Genomic DNA, 24934 nt, shown 5'->3' with positions numbered 1-24934 from the left:
TGCTGGAATACAGACATGGCCACAGACCGCAGATCCAGCTGGCTCAAAGGCGTCCTCGACCTGCTCGTCCTGTCCTGCCTGACGGGGGGCGAGAGCTACGGCTACGAAATCTCCAAGGCTCTCGCCGAGGCAGGACTCGGACAGATCAAGGGCGGGACGCTCTATCCCGTGCTCAACCGGCTCGAGGAAGCCGGGCTGGTGGTGGGCGAGTTCAGGGCCGCGGAGCGCGGACCGGGGCGCCGTTACTACCGGCTGACCGCGCACGGGCAAGAGCACCTCGCCGCCGAGAGCGAGGCCTGGCTGGGCTTCCACACCACCGTCAGAACCATGCTGTCCACAGGGGGAACACGATGACCACCACCGAAGGCTCGACCTACTTCGCCGAGCTGGCCGGCGCCCTGCGGGCCGCAGGGGTGCCGGAGGGCCAGACCGATGCCACCGTCGCCGAGCTCAGGGCCCATCTGGACGAGACGGGGGCCACCGCCGAGGAGGAGTTCGGCCCCGTGGCCGAGTTCGCCGCGCAGCTGGGCGGGCGGGCGACGCAGGGCGCCGCGACGGAGCCGGCGGAGGAGGCGGAGACCTGGATCTGGACCGCCGACATCAACAATGACCTCCGGCTTCTCGCGATCCACGGCGACCAGGGCTGGGAGGTGGAACGACTCGACGGCATCGGCCGGTTCGTGTGCCGCCGAGAGCCGGGTTCCGCACTCCGCTGGGAGTACCGCCGGGAGATCGTGGGCGGCAGGAGACGTGCCCAGGTGCTCGCACGGCTGTCCCCGGAGGGTTGGGAGCTGTGCGGCCAGTGGATGTTCTACGCGTATTTCAAGCGCACGAAGGCGGCCAGCACGGGACCGGCGGCGGCTCTGGACACGCTGCCCCCGGCACCTCGGCGCACCTACTTCTTCAGCCGCGGGATGCAGGCGCTGCTCGGCGTCTGGGCGCTGAGCGTGGTCGCCCTCCTGGTCATGGTTCTCACCGGGACGTACGACGTCCCCTGGTACGCCTCCGTGGCCTGCGCGGCGACCGGGGGAGCTGCTGCGGGCTTCGGGCTGAAGCGTGACCTCGCCAGGGGAAGCGAGGACTGAGGCCCAGGCGTGCGAGGCCCGGGATCAGGGCTCGACCGGGCCGGGCCGGGCAGCGGGCTGCGGCCCCCGGCTCCCTCGGAGCACGTCCCGTCGCGCCGGTCGAAGAGCAGCGCGACGGCGACGGATCGGGAAGGACGTGACGTCAACCGGGCGGAGGTACGGGGAAGCCTTTTCGTACGGGAGGCGGCCCGGGCCGCCCGTGCTCAGCGCCTCGGTCCGGCGTCGCCGGCCCTCAGGCCTTGGTGGTCTTCTCGAGCTGCCGGGTAACTCGCCCCACCCACTCGGTGAACTCCTCCCGGTGGTGCCCCTCGCCTCCGCACAATGCGGCGACCTGCGGATCCGTGATCCGGTCCGGTCCCCCCTTGTCCAGCAGCCGGTGCAGCTCCTTCATGACCGAAGCGAGCCGCTGCGCATCGGGGTGGTCGATCGCGTCGACCCCGTGGCCGGGGCCGAGTGTCGTGGAACCAGGCATGTTGTCCCTCCTCGGCGCGGGCCCCCCTTCCCCAGCAGCGTAAGCCCGGCCGGCGGCACCCGCCGGACGTGAGCCGCCCCCGGCCGGAAGTGGGGGTACCGGCGGGGGGCGGGGTTCACGGGACGGGCCCTCGGGCCCGGGGCGGGCGTCAGCCCATGTGCGGGTAGCCGTAGTCCGTCGGCGCGACCAGCGTCTCCTTGATCGCGCGGGTCAGCGTCCAGCGCATCAGGTTCTGCGGGGCACCGGCCTTGTCGTTCGTGCCGGAGGCGCGGCCCCCGCCGAAGGGCTGCTGGCCGACGACGGCGCCGGTCGACTTGTCGTTGATGTAGAAGTTGCCCGCGGCGTAGCGGAGCTTGTCCATCGCGTCGGCCGCGGCGGCACGGTCACCGGCGATGATCGAGCCGGTCAGGGCGTATGCCGACACGGACTCCATCTGCGCCAGCATCTCGTCGTACTTGTCGTCCTCGTAGACGTGGACGGCGAGGATCGGGCCGAAGTACTCGGTCGTGAAGACCTCGTTCTCCGCGTCGGTGCACTCGATGACGGTCGGACGGACGAAGTAGCCGACCGAGTCGTCGTAGCTACCACCTGCGACGATCGTGCAGGTCGAGTCCTCCTTCGCACGGTCGATCGCGGCCTTGTTCTTGGCGAAGGCACGCTCGTCGATGACGGCGCCGATGAAGTTCGTCAGGTCGGTGACATCACCCATCCTGATGCCGTCGACCTCGGCGGCGAACTCCTCCTTGAAGCCCGAGTTCCAGATGGAGGCCGGGATGTACGCACGCGAGGACGCGGAGCACTTCTGGCCCTGGAACTCGAAGGAGCCGCGGGTCAGCGCGGTCTTCAGAACGGCACGGTCGGCGCTCGGGTGGGCGACGACGAAGTCCTTGCCACCGGTCTCGCCGACGATGCGCGGGTAGGAACGGTACTTCTCGATGTTGTTGCCGACCGTCTTCCACAGGTGCTGGAAGGTCCTGGTCGAGCCGGTGAAGTGGATACCGGCCAGGTCGGGGTGGTTCAGGGCCACCTCGGAGACGGCGATGCCGTCGCCGGTCACCAGGTTGATGACGCCCTTGGGCAGACCGGCCTCCTCCAGCAGCTGCATGAGCAGCACGGCGGCGTGGGTCTGCGTAGGGGACGGCTTCCAGACCACCACGTTGCCCATGAGGGCGGGGGCGGTGGGCAGGTTGCCGGCGATCGCGGTGAAGTTGAACGGCGTGATCGCGTAGACGAAGCCCTCCAGCGGGCGGTGGTCCAGTCGGTTCCACACACCCGGGGAGTTGGCCGGCGGCTGCTCGGCCAGGATCTGGCGGGCGTAGGCGACATTGAAGCGCCAGAAGTCGACGAGCTCGCACGGGGTGTCGATCTCGGCCTGCTGGGCGGTCTTGGACTGGCCCAGCATGGTGGAGGCCGCGAGCGTCTCGCGCCACGGGCCGGCCAGCAGCTCGGCGGCGCGCAGGATGATCGCGGCGCGGTCGTCGAAGGACATCGCGCGCCATGCGGGAGCGGCGGCCAGGGCGGCGTCGACCGCGTCCTGCGCGTCCTGACGGGTGGCGCCGGCGAAGGTGCCGATGACGGCCCGGTGGTTGTGCGGCTGCACGACGTCGACGCGCTCGCCGCCGCCCATGCGCTTCACACCGTTGATGGTCATCGGGAGGTCGATGGGGTTCTCGGCCAGCTCCTTGAGCTTGGCCTCGAGACGGGCGCGCTCGGCCGAACCGGGGGCGTAGCTCTGCACCGGCTCGTTGACCGGGGTGGGGACCTGGGTCACAGCGTCCATGAGTTCCTTGACTCCTTTTGAGAGGGGTGGGAGGGCTCAGTCCTGGGGCCCTGGGGTCAGTTCTTGGTGATCATCGACCGGACGAAGAACAGCAGGTTGGCCGGCTTCTCGGCCAGGCGGCGCATGAAGTAGCCGTACCAGTCGGTGCCGTACGCCGTGTAGACGCGCATCCGGTGGCCCTCGGCCGCCAGCCGGAGGTGCTCGTCGCTGCGGATGCCGTACAGCATCTGGAACTCGTACTCGTCCATTTTGCGCCCGGCGCGGCGCGCGAGCTCCTGTGTGATGGCGATGAGTCGCGGGTCGTGGGACCCGATCATCGGGTACCCCTCGCCCTCCATCAGAATCTTCAGAATGCGGACGTACGCCCTGTCGATCTCGGCCTTGTCCTGGTGGGCGACGGACGCGGGCTCCTTGTAGGCGCCCTTCACGATGCGTACGCGGCTGCCGTTCGCGGCGAGGCGGCGGGCGTCGTCCTCGGTGCGGAAGAGATACGCCTGGATGACGCAGCCGGTCTGCGGGAAGTCCTTCCGCAGCTCCTCGTGGATGGCGAACATCGAGTCGAGGGTGGTGTGGTCCTCGGCGTCCAGGGTGACCGTGGTGCCGATGGCGGCGGCCGCCTCGACGACCGGCCGCACATTGGCGAGTGCCAGCTCATGACCGCCCTCGAGGGACTGGCCGAACATCGAGAGCTTCACCGACATCTCGGCCCTGGTGCCCAGGCCCAGGCCGGCGAGGTGCTCGATCAGCTCCAGATAGGCGTCGCGGGCGGCGGCGGCCTGCTCGCGCGTGGTGATGTCCTCACCCACGACGTCCAGGGTGACCTCGAGCCCGTCGCCGGTCAGGTCCACGACGATCGGGATGACCTGGTCGACCGTTTCGCCGGGGATGAACCGGTTGACCACGGGCTTGGTCACCGGGGCTGCCGACACGAGGCGGCGCATCTTGTCGCTGCGCGACGCGGCGAGGATCACGGGACCCAGCACGGGTACCTCCACGGAACGGGGATCGAGGGTGGCCGGAACCGGGCGGTCCGGGTACGGCACGGAGAACCACCGTGAAACCTAAATATCGCTCCGATGCTGGGCCATCGACAGCTGTCACGCATCCGGACCGATCTCTTCAGACATATGTCTGAAGAGCGGTCCGTCCGGTGCGAGAATGTCCGGGTGAAGGGCGATTACCAAGAGCTGGTGGACGAGATCTCGGGGCTGCTGGGCGCCCCGGCAACCCTGGAGAACCGGGACTTCGGACTGATCGCCTTCGGCGCGCACGACAGCGACGACGACAGCGCGATGGACCCGGTGCGTACGCGCTCGATCCTGACCAGAAAGTCCACACCGGCGGTGCGCGCCTGGTTCGAGGGCTTCGGTATCGCCCGCGCGACCCAGCCGGTGCGGATCCCGGCCGCGCCCGAGGCCGGGGTCTTCCGTGACCGGATCTGCCTGCCCGTCCGGCATCACGGCATCGTCCTCGGCTATGTCTGGCTCCTCGACGCCGAGCCGGGCCCGACGCACGACCGGCTGGCCGCTGCCATGGCCGTGACGGAGCGGATCGGGGGACTGCTCGCGGACGAGGAGCGGGTGGGGTCGGATCTGTCGCGGGAGTTCCGCGCCGTACTCACGGCCGAGCGGGGCTGGCAGTACGACATGGCCCTCGCCGCCCTGCGCACGGCGCTGGGGCCGGCCGCGGACGGGCTCCATGCGGTGGTGTGCGTGGCCCCTTGGCAATCGGCACAAGCCCCTTCGCCGCATACGGTCCCCGGTACGTCGGCACTGTGTACCGTCCCCTGGACCGGTCCGCGGGGCGAGGGCCGGACGCCCAGGGAGGCGGCACCCGGGGACGGCTCGCCCGGCGACGGAACGCATGCGCTCGCCGCGCTCGTGCGCCTCCGCTCGGCCGACGCCCCCGGCCCCGCCCACGCCGCGGCGGCACGGCTCGGCAGCACTGCGGGGGTGGCGCTCCCCCGCCGTGGCATCGGCGAACTCGACGTCTCCTGGCGGGAGGCCACCGCCACGGTCCGCGCCGTGCTCGCCCAGCCCGGTCTCGGCCCGGTGGCCGACTGGTCCTCGATCGGTCCGTACCGGCTGCTGGGCATGCTGCCCCCGTCCCCTTCCCCGGACCCGGCGGCGGCTCCGCTGCTCGCCCCGGCGCACGCCGAACTGGCCCGTACGGCAGAGGTGTTCCTCGACTGCGCCGGCCAGGCGGGGCGTGCGGCGTCGGCGCTCGGCATCCACCGGCAGACGCTCTACTACCGGCTTTCGCGGGTGGAGCAGCTGACCGGCCTCGACCTGGACGCGGGCGAGGACCGTCTGCTGCTCCACATGGCCCTCAAGGCCGCGCGGCTGTAGCGGTGCCGCGCCGTCGCGGGAACGTCGCCCGTGGAGCGGCCCCCACGCGGGCCCATGACCGGACGCTTCGCCGTGCAGCGGTGACGCCGGCCGATGGCCGGGGGACCGTACCGGCGCGGTCTACTGACCGCGGGCCGGCTGATTGGCGATCAGCAGGGTGGTGCCGGCGGGCCGGAAGCCCAGGCCGGCGTAGATCCGGGCGACGACGTCGTGCGCGTACGCGAGGAAGACGGTGTGCACACCGTGGTCACGGGCATGTGCGGCCAAGGCCGCCGTGACAGCGGCGCCGAGGCCCTGACGCCGGGCGGCGGGAAGGGTGCCGACACCGCCGATCTCGGTGACGCCGTCCGCCGGATGACCATGGCCCGCAGCAAGCGGGGTGCCGTCCGCGGCGAAGGCCGCGACGAGAGTCTTGTGACCGGCACGGAGGCAGGGGCGGACCGTTGCCACCGTGCCGTCCTCGGTGAGTTCGCGGGTCGCCGCGGCCAGCTCCGCGGGACCCACCGGGCCCACCGCCGTGCCCTCCGCGGCGAAGGCCAGTCCGGGTAGGGCGAGAACAGCGGGCAGAGCCGGGTCGTCGGCGTCCACGGCCCGGATCGTGACGCCCTGCGGCAGAGACGGCCGGGACAGCGGCCGGTGCGCATCCAGGGTCATCAGCGAACGCTCGGCCACCGGGAGACCCGCCGCTTCGATCCGGGCGCGCAGTGAAGGGGTCACCTCGGCGAGCCACTCGAAGGCCTCCGGCACGCCGAGTTCGTGCTGCCGGGCGCGCACCCGGGCGATGTCGTCGGCGGTGACGGGGCTCGCCGAGGTGGGCCGGGCGTGGTAGGGGCCCCCGTAGTAGGGGGCGCCCGCCGCCCTTCGCACGAACAGGCTCAAGGAGCCGAAGTCCTCGGCCTCCGCGAACCCCAGGGGCACGGTGGCGAAGTACTGCTCGATGCGGTCACGCAGGGGCCCGGCACTCATGCGCCCCATCCCATCACGGGCCCGGCGGCGCTCCGTTCAGCGGGTGCCGGCCGTCCGGCCCGTCTCTGCCGCGGCATCGATGACGCGTCGCAGCCCCTCCGTCAGTTCGTCCGCCCGGGTCGCCGACTGGGGGTCGAACCGCCACTGGGCGATGAGTCCCATCATCAGGGTCATGTAGAACTTGCCGACCGTGTCGATGTCGCCGTCAACGACCTCGCTCTCCTCGCCACCCAGGAACGCCGGGATCAGGCCCCGCGCCCCCTCCCGCTGCGCCTTCGCCAAGTGGTCGCGCACCTCGGGCATCTGATCGCCCAGAACCACGATCTCCATACTGAGGCGCCACAGTGAGTCGGGCCCCTGCATGGTGCCGATGATGTTCCCCCAGATCTCCTCGAACCGCTCCAGTGAGCCGGGCCGCGACGTGGGCGTCGTCGGCTCCGTGCCGGCGAAGTCGTCGCCGATGCCCTCGACCAGGTCGACATAGGCCTGCGCGAGCAGCGCGTCCTTCGAGCCGTAGTGGTAGCCGATCGACGCCAGGTTCGTCCCCGACTCCTTGACGATGTCGCGCGCGGTGGTGCGCGCGAAGCCCTTGTGCAGCAGGCAGCGCTTCGCGCCTTCGAGCAGATCCTCACGATGTCCCATGGCGGCAGCGTACTCCCGGGCCATACGACCGTCCCATACCGCCGTATTACACAAACGTACTAGACGCTCGTTTAATACATGCGTACATTACCTTGCATGACGAACCCCACCACATGCCGAGCAGGCCGTAAGGAATGGATCGCCTTCGCCGTCCTCCTCCTGCCTCTCCTCCTGGTTTCGATGGACGTCTCCGTCCTCTACTTCGCAATACCGGCCATCAGCCGAGAGCTCGGCCCCAGCAGCACGCAGCAACTGTGGATCTTCGACGTCTACGCCTTCGCACTCGCCGGGCTGCTGATCACCATGGGCTCGCTCGGCGACCGCATCGGCCGACGCAGGCTGCTGCTTCTCGGGGCGGTCGCGTTCTCGGTCGCCTCGATCGGAGCCGCGTACGCGCAGAGTGCCGAAATGCTCATCGCCGCACGGGCGTTGCTCGGCATCGGCGGGGCCACCCTGATGCCCTCGACGGTGGCGCTGGTGCGCAGCATGTTCCACGACGACAAGCAGCGCAGCCAGGCGATCGGCATCTGGAGCGGGGCGATGGCGGGCGGAATCGCGCTCGGCTCGGTGATGGGCGGCCTGTTGCTGAACCACTTCTGGTGGGGCTCGGTCTTCCTGGTCAATGTGCCCGCCATGGTGCTTCTGCTGGTGCTGGCGCCCGTGCTGGTGCCGGAGTCCAAGGACCCGGCGCCCGGCCGGTTCGACCTGCTGAGCGTCCCGCTGTCGATGGGCGCGGTCCTGCCCGTGGTGTACGGCCTGAAGGAGATGGCCGCCGAGGGTTACAACCCGTCCAGGGCCCTGTGCATCACCGGCGGTCTCCTCGTCTGCTGTGTCTTCGTACGGCGTCAGCGCCGCCGCGACGACGCCATGATCAGCCGGGATCTGTTCACCAGCCGCAGCTTCGGCACGGGCATCTCCCTCAATGCCGTGGCCACCTTCACCCTGATGGGCTCGGCCTACTTCACCACCCAGTACCTGCAGTCGGTGCTCGGAATGGGGACCCTGGAGGCCGCGCTGTGGAGTCTCGCACCCTCGCTCGCGGTCGGCGCCGCAGGGCCGCTCGCCGGCTCCGTCGCCCAGAAGGTCCATCGCGCCTACGTGGTCTCGGCCGGATTCCTGCTCACCGCAGCCGGGTTCGCGACCCTGATGCTCACGGACACCGACTCGTTGTGGATCCTGCTGACCGGTGCGGCCGTCATCGGTTGCGGTGCGGTCACCGTGATGGTCCTGGTCTCGGACCTGGCGATGTCCACGGCTCCGGTCGAGAAGGCAGGTTCGGCGGCCTCGCTCCTGGAAACGGGCCAGGAGTTCGGCGGTGCGCTGGGCATGGCCGTCCTGGGCAGCCTCGGCATGGCGGTCTATCGCGACGACATCGCGGGCTCCGCCCCGGCCGGTCTGCCTGGCGGGGCCATGGAGGCCGCACGCGAGTCACTCGGCGGTGCCGCCGCGGCCGCGGAGATGCTGCCCGGACGGACGGGGGACGTACTGCTGGAAGCGGCCCGTGCCGCCTTCGTCCACGGGATGCAGACCGCAGCGGTCTGCGGTGCGGTGGTGCTGGTCGGGGCCGCGGTACTCGCCGCCCTGCTCCTCCGTGCCGCGGGCCCGGCCGGGCCGGCCGGCAAGCGGGACGAGGAACCGGCCCTCGATCCGGTGGCCGCCCACTGACCCGCCCCCGCACATGGCGAAGGGCCCGGTCTCCCGGGCCCTTCGGCAGGCGTCGCAGTGCGGAACTCAGTCGGTCAGGTTCACCGAACGGGCCGACGTCGCGCCGATCTCCTCGGCGATCTCGTTCAGCACGGTCTGCGGAACCGTGTCGTCGACGGTCAGCACGACCAGCGCCTCGCCGCCCTCCTCGGTACGCGAGACCTGCATGCCCGCGATGTTCAGCCCGGCCTCACCGAGGATCCGGCCGACCGTGCCGACGACACCCGGACGGTCCTCGTAGCGCGCCACGACCATGTGATCGGCCAGCGCCAGGTCGATGTCGTAGTCACCGACCGCAACGATCTTCTGGAGATGCTTCGGGCCCGCGAGCGTACCGGAGACCGCGACCTCCTCACCGCCGGACAGTGTGCCGCGCACGGTCACCACATTGCGGTGGTCCGGGGACTCCGAGCTGGTGGTGAGGCGGACCTCGACACCGCGCTCCTGCGCGAACAGCGGCGCGTTCACATACGACACGGTCTCGTCGACCACGTCCTCGAACACACCCTTCAGCGCGGACAGTTCGAGCACCTTCACATCGTGCTGGGTGATCTCGCCGTACACCTCGACATCGAGTCGGACCGCGACCTCGCCCGCCAGGGCGGTGAAGATCCGGCCGAGCTTCTCGGCGAGCGGCAGACCCGGGCGCACGTCCTCGGCGATGACGCCGCCCTGGACGTTGACCGCGTCCGGCACCAGCTCACCGGCGAGCGCGAGGCGCACCGACTTGGCGACCGCGATGCCGGCCTTCTCCTGCGCCTCGTCCGTGGACGCACCCAGGTGCGGGGTGCAGACGACCTGGTCGAACTGGAACAGCGGGGAGTCGGTGCAGGGCTCCTTCGCGTACACATCGAGGCCCGCGCCCGCGACCCTGCCCTCCTTGAGCGCGCTGGCCAGCGCCTCCTCGTCGACGATCCCGCCGCGTGCGGCATTGACGATCCGGACGGTCGGCTTGACCTTGTGCAGTGCCTCGTCCCCGATGAGTCCGAGCGTCTCGGGGGTCTTGGGCAGGTGGACGGTGATGAAGTCCGACACCTCGAGCAGCTCGTCCAGCGTCAGCAGCTTGACGCCCATCTGGGCGGCGCGCGCGGGCTGTACGTAGGGGTCGTAGGCGACGATCTTCATGCCGAAGGCGGACATCCGCTGGGCGACCAGCACACCGATACGGCCGAGGCCGACGACGCCCAGGACCTTCTCGCTCAGCTCCACACCCGTGTACTTGGAGCGCTTCCACTCGCCGTTCTTCAGCGCCGTGTTGGCCTGCGGGATGTTCCGTGCGGTGGCGACGAGCAGTCCGCAGGCGAGCTCTGCGGCGGTCACGATGTTGGACGTCGGGGCGTTGACGACCATCACGCCGGCCTTGGTGGCGGCGGAGACGTCCACGTTGTCCAGGCCGACACCGGCACGGGCAACGACCCTCAGCCTGCTCGCGGCCGCGATCGCCTCGGCGTCCACCTTGGTGGCGGAGCGGACGAGGATCGCATCCGCGTCCGTGACGGCAGGGAGCAGCTCGGCGCGGTCCGCGCCGTTGCAGTGCCGGATCTCAAAATCCGGACCGAGCGCGTCCACCGTCGCGGGAGACAGCTCTTCGGCAATGAGTACAACCGGTTTACGGGGCGCAGTGCTCACGTGAGTCCTCACTGATCCAATGCGGACGGCCGTCCCGACGGCCGCAGGCGGTGGAGGGGGCTAGCCGCGTGGAAGACGCACGACGCTGTGGGCCTGACCTGACGCGTTTGTATTGACCACTCTAGTGGTGCGGAGGTGCTGGTTTTCCGCCTTGGCGGAAGGATCACCCATCCGTGGTTGGACTTGCTGTCCAACGGAGTGCGGCGGGCCCGCAGGGGCCCGCCGCACCGAGGCCTACGCCTCCTCGTTGTCCACCCAGCTCATGAGCTTGCGCAGCTCCTTGCCGGTGGTCTCCAGGAGGTGGTTCTCGTCCTGGGTCTTGTACTCGTTGTACTTCTTCAGTCCGCCGTGGTACTCGTCCATCCAGTTCTTGGCGAATGTGCCGTCCTGGATCTCGGCGAGGACCTTCTTCATCTCGGCCTTCGTCTGGTCCGTGATGATGCGCGGCCCGGTGACGTAGTCGCCCCACTCGGCGGTCTCGGAGACCGACCAGCGCATCTTCTCCAGGCCGCCCTCGTACATGAGGTCCACGATCAGCTTCAGCTCGTGGAGGCACTCGAAGTAGGCGATCTCCGGCTGGTAGCCGGCCTCGACCAGGGTCTCGAAGCCCGCCTTGACCAGGGCTGCGGTGCCACCGCAGAGGACGGCCTGCTCACCGAACAGGTCGGTCTCGGTCTCCTCGGTGAAGGTCGTCTTGATGACGCCGGCGCGGGTGCCGCCGATGCCCTTGGCGTACGAGAGCGCCAGGGCGAAGGCATTGCCGGTCGCGTCCTGCTCGACACCGGCGATGCACGGAACGCCGCGGCCCTCCTCGTACTGGCGGCGGACCAGGTGGCCCGGGCCCTTGGGGGCGACGAGCGCGACGTCGACGCCCGCCGGCGGCTTGATGAAGCCGTAGCGGATGTTCAGGCCGTGGCCGAAGAACAGCGCGTCTCCGTCGTTCAGGTTGGCCTTGATGGACTCCTCGTACACCTGGGCCTGGATCGGGTCCGGGACCAGGATCATGATGACGTCGGCCTCGGCGGCGGCCTCCGACGGCGTCACCACGCGCAGGCCCTGCTCCTCGGCCTTGGCCTTGGACTTGGACCCCTCGTGCAGACCGACGCGGACGTCCACACCGGAGTCACGGAGCGACAGCGCGTGGGCGTGACCCTGGCTGCCGTAGCCGATGACCGCGACCTTGCGGCCCTGGATGATGGACAGGTCGGCGTCGTCGTCGTAGAACAGCTCGGCCACTGGGTTTCTCCTTGGGTGTTCCGGTGTTGCGTCCCACCGTACGGCGGGGAGGGATGAGGGAGTCGGACGGTCTCGGTATCCGGGCGGGCCCGGACCGGGGCGGCGCGGGCTAGGCGCTGCGGTCGAGTGCCCGCAGACTGCGGTCGGTGATCGACCGCGCACCGCGTCCTATGGCGATCGTGCCGGACTGGACGAGCTCCTTGATGCCGAACTGCTCCAGCATCTTCAGCATGGCGTCGAGCTTGTCACTCGATCCGGTGGCCTCGATGGTGACGGCCTCGGGCGAGACATCCACGGTCTTGGCACGGAACAGCTGGACGATCTCGACGATCTGCGAGCGGGTCTCGTTGTCGGCGCGGACCTTCACCAGGACGAGCTCGCGCTGGATCGCGGCGCTGGGCTCGAGTTCGACGATCTTCAGCACGTTGACCAGCTTGTTGAGCTGCTTGGTCACCTGCTCCAGCGGCAGGTCCTCGACATTCACCACGATCGTGATGCGGGAGATGTCGGGGTGCTCGGTGACGCCGACGGCCAGCGAGTCGATGTTGAAGCCGCGGCGGGAGAACAGTGCGGCGATCCTGGCCAGGATGCCCGGGGTGTTCTCCACCAGGACGGAGAGCGTGTGCTTGGACATGATGGGTGACGTCTCTCTCTACTCTCGCTGGTCGCTCAGTCGTCTTCGTTGTCGCCGAAGTCGGGGCGGACGCCACGCGCGGCCATGACCTCGTCGTTGGAGGTGCCGGCGGCGACCATCGGCCACACCATGGCGTCCTCGTGGACGATGAAGTCGACCACGACGGGGCGGTCGGTGATCGCGTTGGCCTCGGCGATGACCTTGTCGAGGTCGGCCGGGTCCTCACAGCGCAGCGCGACACAGCCCATGGCCTCGGACAGCTTGACGAAGTCCGGGACACGGGTGCCCTTGCGGGGCGAGGTGGACGCCCCCAGCTGGGAGCCCGTGGTGTGGTGACCGGTCTCGTCGGAGTGCAGGACGGTGCTGGAGTAGCGCTCGTTGTAGAACAGGGTCTGCCACTGGCGGACCATGCCCAGTGCGCCGTTGTTGATGATCGCGACCTTGATCGGGATGCCGTTCAGCGCACAGGTGACCAGCTCCTGGTTGGTCATCTGGAAGCAGCCGTCGCCGTCGATCGCCCAGACGGTGCGGTCCGGCCGGCCGGCCTTGGCGCCCATCGCCGCCGGGACGGCATAGCCCATGGTCCCGGCGCCTCCGGAGTTCAGCCAGGTGGCGGGCTTCTCGTAGTCGATGAAGTGGGCCGCCCACATCTGGTGCTGACCGACGCCCGCCGCGAAGATGGTGCCCTCCGGGGCGAGCTGGCCGATCCGCTGGATGACCTGCTGCGGGGCGAGGCTGCCGTCCTCCGGCGTCTCGTAACCGAGCGGGTAGGTCTCGCGCCAGCGGTTGAGGTCCTGCCACCAGGCGCTGTAGTCGCCGGCGTTGCCCTCGCTGTGCTCTGCCTGGACGGCCTGGACGAGATCGGCGATGACCTCGCGTGCGTCACCGACGATCGGAACGTCGGCGGCGCGGTTCTTGCCGATCTCGGCCGGGTCGATGTCGGCGTGGACGATCTTGGCGTACGGGGCGAAGCTGTCCAGCTTTCCGGTGACGCGGTCGTCGAAACGGGCACCGAGGGCGACGATCAGGTCGGCCTTCTGCAGCGCGGTGACGGCGGTGACCGCACCGTGCATGCCCGGCATTCCCACGTGCAGCGGGTGGCTGTCGGGGAACGCGCCCAGCGCCATCAGGGTGGTGGTGACGGGGGCGTTGGTGAGCTCTGCGAGGACCTTCAGCTCGGCGGTGGCGTGTGCCTTGAGGACACCGCCGCCGACGTACAGGATGGGGCGCCTGGCCTGGGTGATCAGCTTGGCTGCCTCACGGATCTGCTTGGCGTGCGGCTTGGTGACAGGCCGGTATCCGGGCAGATCGGTGTGCGGCGGCCAGCTGAAGGTGGTCTGCGCCTGCAGCGCGTCCTTGGCGATGTCCACCAGGACCGGTCCCGGACGGCCGGTGGAGGCGATGTGGAAGGCCTCCGCGATCGTCTTCGGGATGTCCTCGGCCTTGGTGACCAGGAAATTGTGCTTGGTGATCGGCATCGTGATGCCGCAGATGTCCGCCTCCTGGAAGGCGTCCGTGCCGATGGCCCTGCTGGCCACCTGACCGGTGATCGCGACCAGCGGGACGGAGTCCATGTGGGCGTCGGCGATCGGTGTGACCAGGTTGGTGGCACCCGGACCCGAGGTGGCCATGCACACGCCGACCTTGCCGGTGGCCTGGGCGTATCCGGTCGCTGCGTGGCCCGCCCCCTGCTCGTGTCGGACCAGGATGTGGCGGACCCGGGAGGAGTCCATCAGCGGGTCGTAGGCCGGGAGGATGGCACCGCCGGGGATACCGAACACCGTGTCGGCCCCGACCTCCTCGAGAGAGCGAATGAGGGACTGCGCACCCGTGACGTGTTCAACGGTGACGGAGGGCTGTCCGCCGGAACGGGCCCGCGGCTGCGGATGGTGGGCCCCGGTGGCCTGGTCGGTCATCGGCATTCTCTTCTCAAAGCTGAGGGTTTTTGCAGGGATTTTGCGGTGATTTGGCCAGTGTCAATGCAACAAAAAACCCCTCGTGCCGATAGGCAAGCGAGGGGAGCGCGCCGGTGCGTTGTGCAGAGCCCGTGCAGGGCCCGCTTCAGCCGACGCGCTTTCCAAGTACGAGAATTCGAGTGCGCATGGCATTGACCCTCCCCCCGGCGCACTGTCACTGTCAAGTGGGTGGGACGGGCGTCTCATTATTTGAGCGGATCGGCCCACTCCCGACGATCCCCGGGGCCGTCGTGCCGGCGCGTGCGGCGGGCAGAGATCCTCCGGTGAGGACCGGAAGCGCACCCGGAGCCGCTTTCCCGGGCACCGGGTACTCGGCACGGACCAGCGCACGGCGCAGCCGGTACTCGTCCAGTGGTCCCGAGAATGCCATCCCCTGCCCATGGCTGCAGCCCATTGCGCGAAGAGCCACGACCTGCTCGGGGGTGTCCACCCCGTCCGCCACGGACTGCATCCCGAGATCGCAGGCGATCCTCAGCAGACCCGCCGTGATCTTGTGCAGCCGGGCGGACTCGACGACGCCCTCGACCAGGCCGCGATCGAGCTTCAGCACGTCGATGGGGAGCCGGCGCAGCGCGTTGATCGCGGCGTAGCCGCTCCCGAAGCCGTCGAGTGCGATCCGTACGCCCAGCCTGCGGAGCACGACCAGGCGCTGCTCCAGCTCGTCGAAGGAGATCCTCGGGTCGCTGTCGGCGAGCTCGAGCACCAGGGAGCCGGACGGCAGGCTGTACCGGGTGAGCAGGGCCTCGATGGAGCCGAGTGGCAGGGACCGGTCCAGCAGCCGGCGCGCGGAGAGCCGGACCGAGACGGGCGCGGTGTGGCCGAGACGGCCGCGCTCGGCGGCCTGCTCGACGGCCTCCTCCAGGAGCCAGCGGCCGAGCTCGGCGGTGCGATCGCTGTCCTCGGCGCCCCGGAGGAACTCGGCCGGCGTGAACAGGATGCCCTGGGCGGATCTCCAGCGGGCCTGCGCGGCGACGGAGGTGATCCGGCCCGTGGTGAGACTGACCACGGGCTGATGGAGGAGGGCGAACTCGCCGTCATGGAGGGCCGCGCGCAGCCGGGTGGCCAGTTCGGTGCGGCGGACGACCTCCGCCTGCATCTGTGGGGCGTACAGTTCGACACGGTCCTTGCCCCCCGCCTTGGCCCGGTACATGGCCAGATCGGCGTTGCGCAGCAGATCGCCCGCGCTGATGCCCGGCTCGGCGAAGGCGACGCCGATGGACGCGGCGACCCTCACCTCGCTTCCCTCGACGCGGTAGGGCTGCGAGAGCATGAGGCGCAGCCGGTCGGCGATCTCGCGCACCTGGTACTCGCGGGCGGACCGGTCGCGGGTGCCGTCACCGAGGATCAGGGCGGCGAACTCGTCGCCGCCGAGCCTGGCGGCGGTGTCCCCCGCTCGCACGGACTCCTGGAGCCGGCGTGCGGCGGCCTGGATGAGCAGCTCGTCACCGGCCTGGTGGCCCAGGCGGTCGTTCACGCCCTTGAAGCCGTCGAGGTCGATGAAGAGCACGGCCGTACCGGGATCGCCCGCACGACGGCCGCCCAGGGCCCTGCGGACCCGCTCGGTGAACAGGGCACGGTTGGGCAGATCGGTGAGCGGGTCGTGCTCGGCGTTGTGCTGCAACTGGGCCTGGAGGCGGACCCGTTCCGTGACGTCCCGGCTGTTGAAGATCAGCCCGCCCTGGTGGCGGTTGACCGTGGACTCGACGTTCAGCCACTGGCCGGTGCCGGATCTGAAGCGGCACTCGATGCGGGTCGTCGGCTCCTCCGAAGGAGGAGCGGCCAGGAAGCGGCGCACCTCGTGGACGACGCGCCCGAGGTCCTCGGGGTGGATCAGGGAGGCCAGTTCGGATCCGATGAGCTCGTCCGCGTCCCGGCCGTAGACGCCTGCGGCCGCCGGGCTGACATAGCGGAGCACGCCGGTCGGTGCGGCGATCATGATGACGTCGCTCGAGCCCTGGACCAGGGAGCGGAAGTGGTTCTCCTTCTGGGCCAGTTCATGGGTCAGGGCGATGTTGTCGAGCAGCATGATGCCCTGCCGGACCACCAGCGCCATGACGACCGTGCAGCCGGTGAACACCACCACCCGGTCGACCCTACGGCCGTCGATGACGTTGTAGAGGATCCCGAGGGTGCAGACGGCGGCGGCCAGATACGGGGTGAGGGCGGCGAGGGAGCCGGTGATGGGACGGCTGAACGCCGGATGACCTGCAGGCCGGGGTCCGCGCGCGCAGGCGGCGCTCGCCTCCAGCCGGCGTACCCCCCAGGGCGCGTACGCGAGGAGGAGTGAGCCGGCGAACCAGCCGGCGTCGAGAAGCTGGCCCGAGCGGTAGTTCTCCCGCAGCAGCGGCGAGGTGAACAGGGCGTCACAGAGGACGGTCAGGGCGAGGGCCGCGATGGCGGTGTTGATCGCAGGCCGGTTGGCGTTCGACCGCCGGAAGTGCAGTGCGAGGACCATGCTCACCAGGACGATGTCCAGCAGCGGATAGGCGAGCGAGAGCGCCACCTCGGCTACGCTCTCCCCCTGGAAGTGCGCGGTGTGGGCGAGCGCGAGACTCCAGGAGAGGGTCAGCAGGGAGCCGCCGATCAGCCAGGAGTCGAGAGCGAGGCAGACCCATCCCGCCCGCGTGACGGGCCGCTTGGCGAGGACGAGCAGTCCCACGATGGCGGGCGGCGCGAAGCAGAGGAAGAACAGATCGGCGAGGGACGGGCTCGGCACAGGCCGCCCGAGCACCACCTCGTACCAGCCCCAGACCGCGTTGCCGCAGGCGGCCATGGCGGAGGAGACCGCGAACAGCATCCAGGCGGGGCGAAAGCGGACGCCCCGTGTGCGGGCGAAGAGGAAGCAGGACACCGCGGCAAGCAGAGCGGCGAAACTGAGCCCGAAGTCACCCATGATCAGGGCCAGTTGCTCGGAACCCCAGCCAAAGGCGGCGCCCGTCGCATAGCCGCCGCTGGCCAGCGCGAGAAGGGCCTGGGGCAGCCGTCCCGTACTGCCCTCGGAGACGGGCGGACGTGTGAGGACGGCTCCCGGGGCGCTCACCGCGCAGCCCCTGACAGTACTTTCAGCCGGCTCCGTCCTCGGCGACGGCGCTTCAGGGCGCGTTTCGGGGCGCGCTGCGGAACGCGCGGAACTGGTCGGCGGCACTCCTGCCGCGTCGGATCGTTGGTCCATTGGCCGTGCATCGCCCGTCGCCCCCCTCGAACTCTGATCACTCCGCGGCGCCGCCCCGTGCACGACGCAGCCCCCAACTCGGGACGATACACCAGTCTCGTCACTCAGGGACAGGGGTTCTCTACTCTCAGTGACGATCACCGGCATCGTCGACACGCGACGCATCCGGATGACTCCACTGAGTGTCCAACTGCCGGGGTGGGGGCGTCCACCCGGTGCTGAACGGCTACTCGGTCGTGAGGACCACGTTGTCCAGGGGCCGGCCCTCGGCGAACCGGGTGAGCTGGCCTGCCAGCAGGCGTTTGGCACGCGGCATGAACGCCGAGGTGGAACCGCCGACATGAGGGCTGATCAGTACACCCTGCGCGTGCCAGAGGGGATGCCCGGCGGGCAGCGGTTCGGGGTCGGTGACGTCGAGAGCTGCGGTGATACGGCCGCTCTCGGTCTCCACCAGCAGCGCCTTGGTGTCGACGACGGGCCCGCGGGCGACGTTCACCAGCAGCGCACCGTCCTTCATCCGGGACAGGAAGGCGGCGTTCACGAGATGGTGCGTCGCCGCAGTGAGCGGGGTGGAGAGGATCACCACGTCGGCACCCGGGAGCAGGGCCGGGAGTTCGGAGAGTGGGTGCACTTCGCCGCGCTCCGTGGTGCGGGCCGAGCGCGCGACGCGCGCCACCCGCGCGCATTCGAAGGGCGCGAGCCGGTCCTCGATGGCGGCTCCGATCGAGCCGTAGCCGACGATGAGCACCGACTTGTCGGCCAGCGCCGGATAGAAGCCGCCCAGCCACTCCTCCTGGCGCTGGCCCTCCACGAAACGGGGGATTCCGCGCAGGGACGCCAGGATGAGGGCGAGGGCAAGTTCGGCGGTGCTCGCCTCGTGGACTCCCCTGGCGTTGCAGAGGCGTACCCCGGCGCGCAGCGAACCGAGACCCGGCTGCACATGGTCGATTCCGGCCGACAGCGTCTGGACCACCCGCACGGACGTCATGGCGCTCAGCGGACGCACCGCGGTCTCCGTGCCCTTCATGTACGGCACGACGTAGAAGGCGCAGTCGGCGGGATCGGCGGGAAAGTCGCGGCCCCCGTCCCAGTAGCGGTAGTGGAGCCCCGAACCGGCGGGAGCGGGGAGTCCGTCGATCTCTTCGGCCGGGATGGGGAGCCACACGTCTGCTGCAGTCATGGTCAGGAGGCTATGCGAAGCCGGGTGGGAGTCAGACGTTAGTTTTGGGTGCGGCACAAGGAGGGGTACGAGCAGGTGGAGCGCAGGACAATCGGCGCGGCGGCGCTCGAGGTGGGCGCGATCGGCCTCGGCTGTATGCCGATGAGCTGGGCGTACACCGGTTCGCAGCAGCATGGAGACCGTTCGCTGCGCACGGTGCATGCCGCGCTGGACGCCGGTGTGAGCCTGCTCGACACCGCGGACATGTACGGCCCGTTCACCAATGAGCTGCTGCTCGGCCGCGCACTGAAGGAGCGGCGTGCGGACGCCTTCGTGTCCACGAAGGTCGGCCTGCTGGTCGGCGACCAGCACATCGTGGCCAACGGGCGGCCGGGGTACGTGCGGCGGGCGTGCGACGCGTCGCTGCGCCGCCTGGGGACCGAGGTGATCGACCTCTATCAGCTCCACCGCGCGGACCCGGAGGTCCCCGTGGAGGAGACCTGGGGCGCGATGGCGGAGCTGGTGTCCGCGGGGAAGGTACGGGCACTCGGTCTCTGCGCGGTGGGGGCGCAGGCATCGCGCAGAGCGGCTGCGTCGTCCGGGGTACCGGCCGGAATCCACGCAGGAACGATCCGCCAACTGGAACGGGTGCAGCAGGTGTTCCCTGTCAGTGCGGTGGAGGCGGAGCTCTCGGTGTGGTCGCCCGAGGCGCTGACGGAGCTGCTGCCCTGGTGCGAGGCGCGTGGGGTGGGCTTTCTCGCCGCGATGCCGCTGGGCAACGGCTTTCTGACGGGGACGCTGACGCCCGGCGGGGGCTTCGAGCCGGACGACCTGAGGGCCCGGCATCCACGGTTCACCGCGGAGATGATGGCGGCGAACCAGTCACTCGTGGCGGGGCTGCGCCGGGTAGCCGCGCGGCACGCTCCCGGGACGACTCCCGCGCAGGTCGCGCTGGCGTGGGTGCTGGGTCAGGGGCGGCATGTGGTGCCGGTGCCGGGGGCCAAGCGGGAACGGTGGGCCGTGGAGAACGCGGCTGCCGCGGGGCTCGAGCTCACCGCTCGGGATGTCGCCGAGATCGCCGGACTGCCGCCGGCCAGGGGATCCTGGGACTAGCAGTCGTCGTCCCACCCGGGTCCTTTCGGGGTCCGTTCGGGGTCGTGTCGGGTCACTCGGGTCGCTCGGGTCGTTGTCGGGTCGCTGTGCGGGTTGGGAGCGCTCGGGTCGCCGCCCGATGCGCGCCGGTCGCTCGGTCGGGTTGCTCGGCTCGCTGTCGGGTCGCTGTGCGGCGGGCCCGTCGGCGGATCACGAACGGATGCGGTCCGGTTCGCCGGTCGGCCCGTCCGCCGGTCGCTGCCGGGTCCCGTCCTCGTGATCCTGCACGGAGATCGGGAACCCCGGGCGGCGCTGCGGTGTATGAACAGTAGACATACAGCTCATGGAGCGCGCACCGGCCGCTCACCCGGCGAAGGGACAAAGAACAGTGCAACGTCCATCTGTGACGGCCGTGCTGGCCGCTGCCGCCCTGCTGCTCACCGCCGGGTGTTCGTCCGACGGCGGCGCGGATCCGACCGGTGGCCGCAACGGCACCTCCTCGGCCCCCGCGTCCTCCCCCGCCACGGACGGCACGGCCACTCCGGACGCCCCGCCGCCGAAGGGCTCGGTGAAGGTGAAGGCGACCCTGACGGAGGACCTGAAGTCACCTTGGGGCCTGGCCGCACTGCCGGACGGTGATCTGCTCGTCTCGTCACGTGACGAAGGGACGATCACGCGCATCGACGTCAGGAGCGGCCGCAAGACCGAGATCGGCTCGGTGCCCGGCGTCGCACCGGCGGGTGAGGGCGGCCTGATGGGGCTCGCCGTCTCCCCGTCGTTCGCCTCGGACCGTCTGGTCTATGCGTATTTCACGACGGCGTCGGACAACCGCATCGCCCGCATGCTGTACGACGAGAGGAAGCCGGCCGGGCAGCAGCTCGGCGCCCCTGACACGGTGCTCAGGGGCATCCCGAAGGGCATCGTCCACAACGGCGGACGGATTGCGTTCGGCCCGGACAAGATGCTGTATGCAGGCACCGGCGAGACAGGTGAGACGGGCCTGGCACAGGACAAGGAGTCACTCGGCGGCAAGATCCTCCGCATGACGCCGGACGGGCAGCCGGTGCATGGCAACCCCTCGCCGGATTCGGTGGTGTATTCGTACGGACACCGCAATGTGCAGGGGATCGCCTGGGACTCCCGGAAGCGGCTGTGGGCAGCCGAGTTCGGCCAGGACACCTGGGACGAACTCAATGTCATCGAGCCCGGCAAGAACTACGGCTGGCCCGAGGTGGAGGGCAAAGGCGGCAGGGCCGGCTTTGTGGACCCGGTGGCCCAGTGGCGGACGGACGATGCATCGCCCAGTGGGATCGCCTACGCCAAGGGATCGATATGGATGGCCGGGCTGAGGGGCGAGCGTCTGTGGCGGATTCCGCTGGCCGGTGCGGAACCTTCGGCGGCGCCCCAGTCGTTCCTGCAGGGAGAGTACGGCCGTCTGCGCACCGTCCTGCCGGTCGGCGGGCCAGGTGGCGGCTCGGCCGTCTGGCTGGTCACCAGCGAGACGGACAACAGGGGCACGCCCGAGGCCGGGGACGACCGGATCCTGCGCCTCGAAGTGGAGTGAGAGGTGGGCGGCTTGTGTTCAACATGTTCGAGGAGCTCTTCGCGCCCGGCCGCAAGCACACCGAGGACGAGCGCAACCGGCTCAGCCTGACGCGGGTGGATGTCGGCGACGGCGATCCGGGGCACGGCGAGATAGACCTGGCCTCCGGCAAGGTTGTCATACGCGTCCGGCACGAAGCTCCGGAGACCTGACCGTCCCGGCACCGGCACCGGCACCGGCACGCCTCGAATCGCGACGAGTTCCGACGAGTTCCGACGAGTCTCAGACGGTCGCGGGGAAGAGGCGGAGGCGATGGGCCAGGGCGGCAGCCTCACCGCGCCCGGTCACGCCCAGCTTGGCCAGGATGTTGGAGACATGCACGCTCGCAGTCTTGGGTGAGATGTAGAGCTCATCGGCAATCTGGCGATTGGTGCGGCCGGCCGCGACCAGGCGCAGCACGTCCTGCTCCCGCGGGGTGAGACCGAGCTCGTCCACCGGGGCGAGCGCAGCAACAGGGGCGGCGGTCCGTTGGCCCGGCTCGATGAGCCGGATACGGCCACGCTGGGCGAGCAGGGCGACGGCCTCGGCGAGCGGGCGTGCTCCCAGACCCTCCGCGGTCTCCTGGGCCTGGCGCAGGAGTTCGATCGCGCACTCCCGCTCCCCGGCGGCCAGCAGTGACTCGGCCGCGCGGTGGCGGACCCGCGCCACGTCGTAGGGGCGGTTCACCGTGGTGAAGGCGTCCAACACCTCGGCCCAGACGTCCGGGGTGTCCCGGCCCTCGGCGCGGAGCAGCTCGGCGCGGACCCAGCGGTCGTACGCGTTCCAGAGCGGGACGATGGCGGGCAGCGCCTTGGCGGCGCCGCGGATACGGGCAAGTGCATCGGCTCGGCCCGCCTCGGCGGCCGGCAGCCCTCGGGCGTCGGCCTCGGCGCCGGCCGCGGCGAGCAGCAGAGGCCAGGCGTAGCGCTGGGTTCCGGGCCGGAAGCCCGAGGCCACAGCACGGTCCAGTTCGTCCCGGGCGTCGAGAATGCGGCCCTCACCGACCGCGATTCCGACCGCGATGCGGGCCAGGGGTATCGACTGTTGCGGCATGGGGTCGTGGGTGCCGTAGTGGTCGCAGGCGGCGGCGAATCGACGAGTCGCCTCGGCCAAGTCTCCCCGGACCAGGGCGAGATGGGAGAGCCGGGCGGCACCGAGTCCCCGCGACTTGGCGCTCTGGGCGACCCGCTCGGCATTGCCAGCGGCCTCGATGGCTTCGTCCCACCGGCCGAGCGCATAGAGGGATTCGGACAGATTGCCCCACACCCAGGCCTCGGCGTCCAGGAGACCGTACTTCCGGGACAGCACAAGGCCTTCTTCGAGGATGTGCACGGCTTCCTCGGAGCGGCCGACGCCTTCAAGGACGGAGGGGAGGTTCACATGACTGCGGCCCACCATGGCGGCGAAGCCCGGCTCGGCGGCCTTGTCCTTGACCGCGTACATCTCGGCGAGTCCGGCCTCGATGTCGCCCGCGTCGACCATCAGGCCGCCGAGGGTGATCCGGGCGTTCATCTCGATCTCGTCCGCCCCGACCATTCGGGCGTATTCGACGGCACGTTCGGCGGCGGCGAAGGCATCGGGGCCGGGTTGATGGAGCATGGACCAGCCCGCCACGGCGGCAAGGACCTCGGCGTGAACCTCGGACGGCGGAAGGCCGTGCACCAGCTCCTGTGCCCTGGCGAGTTCCTTCCAGCCGTCGCCGCGGGACTGGCTCTGCACCAGCCGGGAACGCTGCGCCCAGAACCAGGCGGCACGCTGGGGGTCGTTTCCCCCGGAGCCGGGGGTGCGGTCGCTCTCCTCCAGCAGCCGCAGTGCCCGCTTGATGACCTTCAGGGCACGGTCCCGTTCGCCACTGAGCCGGCCCGCGACCGCCGCCTCGGCCATGAGGTCCAGATAGCGCAGCGGGGTGGAAGCCGGGTCGCAGCCGCAAGGAGGGTAGACCTCGGCGTGGTCGACGGGCCGCAGTTCGGCCCGTACCGCTTCGGGAGTCTCGTCCCACAGCTCCATCGCCCGTTCGAGCAGCTCCAGTTGCTCGGCGTAGGCATGCCGGCGGCGCGCCTCCACCGAGGCGAGGAGCACGGCGGGGAGCGCCTTGGCGGCGTCGTGGGCGTAGTACCAGTAGCTGGCGAGCCGTGCGGCACGCTGGTCGGCCGAGACGTGGGCCGGGCATGCCTCCAGGGCTTCCGCGTAACGGCGGTTGAGCCGGGAGCGTTCCCCGGGCAGCAGGTCGTCGCTGACGGCTTCACGCACCAGCGAATGGCGGAAGCGGTAGCCGTCGCCGTCGGGGGTGGCCAGCAGGATGTTGGCGCCGACGGCTGCGCGCAGTGCCTCTATCAGCTCGTCCTCACTGAGACCGACGACGGCGGCGAGCAGCGGGTACTCGACGGTGGAGCCGCCCTCGGCGACGACCCTCGCGGTCCGCTGGGCGTGCTCGGGCAGGCTCTCGACACGGACCAGAAGGAGGTCGCGGAGGGAGTCGGTCAGCGCCGAGCAGCATCCCCCGTCGGCGGCGACGGCCAGCTCCTCGACGAAGAAGGCATTGCCGTCGGAGCGTTCGAAGGTGTCGTCGACGAAGTAGGGCGCCGGCTCGCTGGCGAGGATTCCGGCCATCTGGCGGGCGACCTCGTCACGGCTGAACCGGGGTACCTCGATGCGCTGGACGGTGCGCAGCCGGTCCAGTTCGGCGAGGAAGGGTCTCATGGGGTGGCGCCGGTGGATGTCGTCGCTGCGGTAGGTGGCGATGACGACCAGGCGCCCGCGGCGCAGGGTGCGGAAGAGATAGGCGAGGAGATGGCGGGTGGAGGCGTCCGCCCAGTGGAGGTCCTCCAGCACCAGGACGACCGTGCGCTCGGCGGCCAGACGTTCCAGGACCCGCAGGGTGAGTTCGAAGAGCCGGGCCATGCTGTCTTCGTCGTGCCGTGCCTGCCGGGCGGGTGTTTCGCCCAGCTCGGGCAGCAGCCTGGCCAGTTCCTCCTCGCGGCCGACCGCGGCGGCGGCGAGCTCGTCCGGCAGTTGTCGGCGCAGGCTCCGCAGGGCGGTGGAGAACGGGGCGAAGGGCAGTCCGTCTGCCCCGATCTCGACACAGCCGCCGATGGCGAAGACCGCGCCTCTGCGGCAGGCCTCGTCGCGGAACTCCTCGATGAGCCGCGTCTTGCCGACGCCGGCCTCTCCACCGACGAGAAACGCCTGCGGCTCGCCGCCGGAACCTCCGGGCAGGGAGGGGCCCTCAGCGGTGACGCGGGTGAGCGCACCGGTGAGGGCCGCCAGTTCGCCGGTGCGACCGACGAAGACGGGGCTGACGGACCTGTTCTCCACGCCGCCGAGCATCGCACAGCCGCCGTGCTCGACGGCACCGGATATCGGCGGGACGGCCACCGGAACGTGCATGGTCCGGAGTTCGCCCGCCGTGACACGCCTCTTCGGGACGCCGGTCATGGGGAAGTCCGTCATGACGCGG

Annotated in this window: 19 protein-coding genes; 7 read left to right on the top strand and 12 right to left on the bottom strand. The window is 70.2% G+C overall.

Translation table 11 applies throughout. The features are described 5' to 3' along the window. The first annotated feature begins 15 nt into the window (after nucleotides 1-15). Together AC068D_RS25045 and AC068D_RS25040 are read left to right on the top strand one after the other, a co-directional pair. Complete coding sequence (locus AC068D_RS25045) at nucleotides 16-354, top strand: PadR family transcriptional regulator (RefSeq protein WP_478825280.1); 339 nt, start codon at nucleotides 16-18, stop codon at nucleotides 352-354. Next, nucleotides 351-1085 (top strand): hypothetical protein, encoded by a 735-nt coding sequence (locus AC068D_RS25040; protein ID WP_478825279.1) that lies wholly within the window; start codon nucleotides 351-353, stop codon nucleotides 1083-1085. The genes AC068D_RS25045 and AC068D_RS25040 overlap by 4 nt, the downstream gene beginning before the upstream one ends. 232 nt (nucleotides 1086-1317) lie before the next feature. On the opposite strand, the gene AC068D_RS25035 is transcribed toward AC068D_RS25040, so the two are convergent. From AC068D_RS25035 to AC068D_RS25025, 3 genes are all read right to left on the bottom strand, one after another. After that, entirely contained in the window at nucleotides 1318-1557 is a 240-nt protein-coding gene (locus AC068D_RS25035) for a hypothetical protein (protein WP_478825278.1), read from the bottom strand. Nucleotides 1558-1705: 148 nt separating this feature from the next. Then, nucleotides 1706-3337, bottom strand: coding sequence for an L-glutamate gamma-semialdehyde dehydrogenase (gene pruA, locus AC068D_RS25030; protein ID WP_478825277.1), 1632 nt, complete (start codon nucleotides 3335-3337; stop codon nucleotides 1706-1708). Nucleotides 3338-3393: 56 nt separating this feature from the next. Then, complete coding sequence (locus AC068D_RS25025; RefSeq protein ID WP_478825323.1) at nucleotides 3394-4320, bottom strand: proline dehydrogenase family protein; 927 nt, start codon at nucleotides 4318-4320, stop codon at nucleotides 3394-3396. A 183-nt stretch (nucleotides 4321-4503) separates the two neighbouring features. Here AC068D_RS25025 and AC068D_RS25020 point away from each other — a divergent pair, with 183 nt between their 5' ends. Then, nucleotides 4504-5685 carry a PucR family transcriptional regulator gene (locus AC068D_RS25020; protein WP_478825276.1) on the top strand — a complete coding sequence of 394 codons (1182 nt, stop codon included), beginning with the start codon at nucleotides 4504-4506 and terminating at the stop codon, nucleotides 5683-5685. A 120-nt stretch (nucleotides 5686-5805) separates the two neighbouring features. On the opposite strand, the gene AC068D_RS25015 is transcribed toward AC068D_RS25020, so the two are convergent. Together AC068D_RS25015 and AC068D_RS25010 are read right to left on the bottom strand one after the other, a co-directional pair. Beyond that, nucleotides 5806-6651 (bottom strand): GNAT family N-acetyltransferase, encoded by an 846-nt coding sequence (locus tag AC068D_RS25015; RefSeq protein WP_478825275.1) that lies wholly within the window; start codon nucleotides 6649-6651, stop codon nucleotides 5806-5808. Between the two features lie 36 nt (nucleotides 6652-6687). Further along, entirely contained in the window at nucleotides 6688-7293 is a 606-nt protein-coding gene (locus AC068D_RS25010; RefSeq protein ID WP_478825274.1) for a TetR/AcrR family transcriptional regulator, read from the bottom strand. Between the two features lie 96 nt (nucleotides 7294-7389). Between AC068D_RS25010 and AC068D_RS25005 the strand changes: the two genes are divergently transcribed. Next, nucleotides 7390-8958: an MFS transporter gene (locus AC068D_RS25005; protein WP_478825273.1), complete on the top strand. Its 1569-nt coding sequence runs from the start codon at nucleotides 7390-7392 to the stop codon at nucleotides 8956-8958. A gap of 66 nt (nucleotides 8959-9024) precedes the next feature. Here AC068D_RS25005 and serA read toward each other — a convergent pair whose 3' ends face one another. The 6 genes from serA to AC068D_RS24975 all read right to left on the bottom strand — a co-directional run bounded on the left by serA (nucleotide 9025) and on the right by AC068D_RS24975 (nucleotide 18809). Next, on the bottom strand, nucleotides 9025-10626 hold the full coding sequence (serA, locus tag AC068D_RS25000; RefSeq protein WP_478825272.1) for a phosphoglycerate dehydrogenase: 1602 nt from the start codon (nucleotides 10624-10626) through the stop codon (nucleotides 9025-9027). A 234-nt stretch (nucleotides 10627-10860) separates the two neighbouring features. Beyond that, nucleotides 10861-11862 (bottom strand): ketol-acid reductoisomerase, encoded by a 1002-nt coding sequence (ilvC, locus tag AC068D_RS24995; RefSeq protein ID WP_478825271.1) that lies wholly within the window; start codon nucleotides 11860-11862, stop codon nucleotides 10861-10863. A gap of 109 nt (nucleotides 11863-11971) precedes the next feature. Continuing rightward, complete coding sequence (gene ilvN / locus AC068D_RS24990) at nucleotides 11972-12496, bottom strand: acetolactate synthase small subunit (protein ID WP_019889675.1); 525 nt, start codon at nucleotides 12494-12496, stop codon at nucleotides 11972-11974. Between the two features lie 35 nt (nucleotides 12497-12531). Continuing rightward, nucleotides 12532-14418: an acetolactate synthase large subunit gene (locus AC068D_RS24985; RefSeq protein ID WP_478825270.1), complete on the bottom strand. Its 1887-nt coding sequence runs from the start codon at nucleotides 14416-14418 to the stop codon at nucleotides 12532-12534. Nucleotides 14419-14632: 214 nt separating this feature from the next. After that, nucleotides 14633-17512 carry a putative bifunctional diguanylate cyclase/phosphodiesterase gene (locus AC068D_RS24980; protein WP_478825269.1) on the bottom strand — a complete coding sequence of 960 codons (2880 nt, stop codon included), beginning with the start codon at nucleotides 17510-17512 and terminating at the stop codon, nucleotides 14633-14635. A gap of 358 nt (nucleotides 17513-17870) precedes the next feature. Then, nucleotides 17871-18809: a 2-hydroxyacid dehydrogenase gene (locus tag AC068D_RS24975; protein WP_478825322.1), complete on the bottom strand. Its 939-nt coding sequence runs from the start codon at nucleotides 18807-18809 to the stop codon at nucleotides 17871-17873. A gap of 90 nt (nucleotides 18810-18899) precedes the next feature. On the opposite strand from AC068D_RS24975, the gene AC068D_RS24970 reads away from it, so the two are divergent. From AC068D_RS24970 to AC068D_RS24960, 3 genes are all read left to right on the top strand, one after another. Then, nucleotides 18900-19916 (top strand): aldo/keto reductase, encoded by a 1017-nt coding sequence (locus AC068D_RS24970; protein ID WP_478825268.1) that lies wholly within the window; start codon nucleotides 18900-18902, stop codon nucleotides 19914-19916. Nucleotides 19917-20298: 382 nt separating this feature from the next. Beyond that, nucleotides 20299-21459 (top strand): PQQ-dependent sugar dehydrogenase, encoded by a 1161-nt coding sequence (locus tag AC068D_RS24965; RefSeq protein WP_478825267.1) that lies wholly within the window; start codon nucleotides 20299-20301, stop codon nucleotides 21457-21459. Nucleotides 21460-21473: 14 nt separating this feature from the next. Further along, nucleotides 21474-21650, top strand: coding sequence for a DUF6191 domain-containing protein (locus AC068D_RS24960; protein ID WP_478825266.1), 177 nt, complete (start codon nucleotides 21474-21476; stop codon nucleotides 21648-21650). Nucleotides 21651-21720: 70 nt separating this feature from the next. Here AC068D_RS24960 and AC068D_RS24955 read toward each other — a convergent pair whose 3' ends face one another. Further along, complete coding sequence (locus tag AC068D_RS24955; RefSeq protein ID WP_478825321.1) at nucleotides 21721-24804, bottom strand: helix-turn-helix transcriptional regulator; 3084 nt, start codon at nucleotides 24802-24804, stop codon at nucleotides 21721-21723. Nucleotides 24805-24934: the final 130 nt, after the last annotated feature.

The sequence above is a fragment of the Streptomyces sp. NPDC043861 genome (assembly GCF_056435905.1).
This window is presented reverse-complemented; position numbering and strand designations above follow the sequence as displayed.

Excerpts from the sequence above, each read along its gene's own strand:
- AC068D_RS25045 (WP_478825280.1), top strand. The coding sequence starts at position 16 with ATGGCCACAGACCGCAGATCCAGCTGGCTCAAAGGCGTCCTCGACCTG.
- AC068D_RS25040 (WP_478825279.1), top strand. The coding sequence starts at position 351 with ATGACCACCACCGAAGGCTCGACCTACTTCGCCGAGCTGGCCGGCGCC.
- AC068D_RS25035 (WP_478825278.1), bottom strand. The coding sequence starts at position 1,557 with ATGCCTGGTTCCACGACACTCGGCCCCGGCCACGGGGTCGACGCGATC.
- pruA (WP_478825277.1), bottom strand. The coding sequence starts at position 3,337 with ATGGACGCTGTGACCCAGGTCCCCACCCCGGTCAACGAGCCGGTGCAG.
- AC068D_RS25015 (WP_478825275.1), bottom strand. The coding sequence starts at position 6,651 with ATGAGTGCCGGGCCCCTGCGTGACCGCATCGAGCAGTACTTCGCCACC.
- AC068D_RS25010 (WP_478825274.1), bottom strand. The coding sequence starts at position 7,293 with ATGGGACATCGTGAGGATCTGCTCGAAGGCGCGAAGCGCTGCCTGCTG.
- AC068D_RS25005 (WP_478825273.1), top strand. The coding sequence starts at position 7,390 with ATGACGAACCCCACCACATGCCGAGCAGGCCGTAAGGAATGGATCGCC.
- ilvN (WP_019889675.1), bottom strand. The coding sequence starts at position 12,496 with ATGTCCAAGCACACGCTCTCCGTCCTGGTGGAGAACACCCCGGGCATC.
- AC068D_RS24985 (WP_478825270.1), bottom strand. The coding sequence starts at position 14,418 with ATGCCGATGACCGACCAGGCCACCGGGGCCCACCATCCGCAGCCGCGG.
- AC068D_RS24955 (WP_478825321.1), bottom strand. The coding sequence starts at position 24,804 with ATGCTCGGCGGCGTGGAGAACAGGTCCGTCAGCCCCGTCTTCGTCGGT.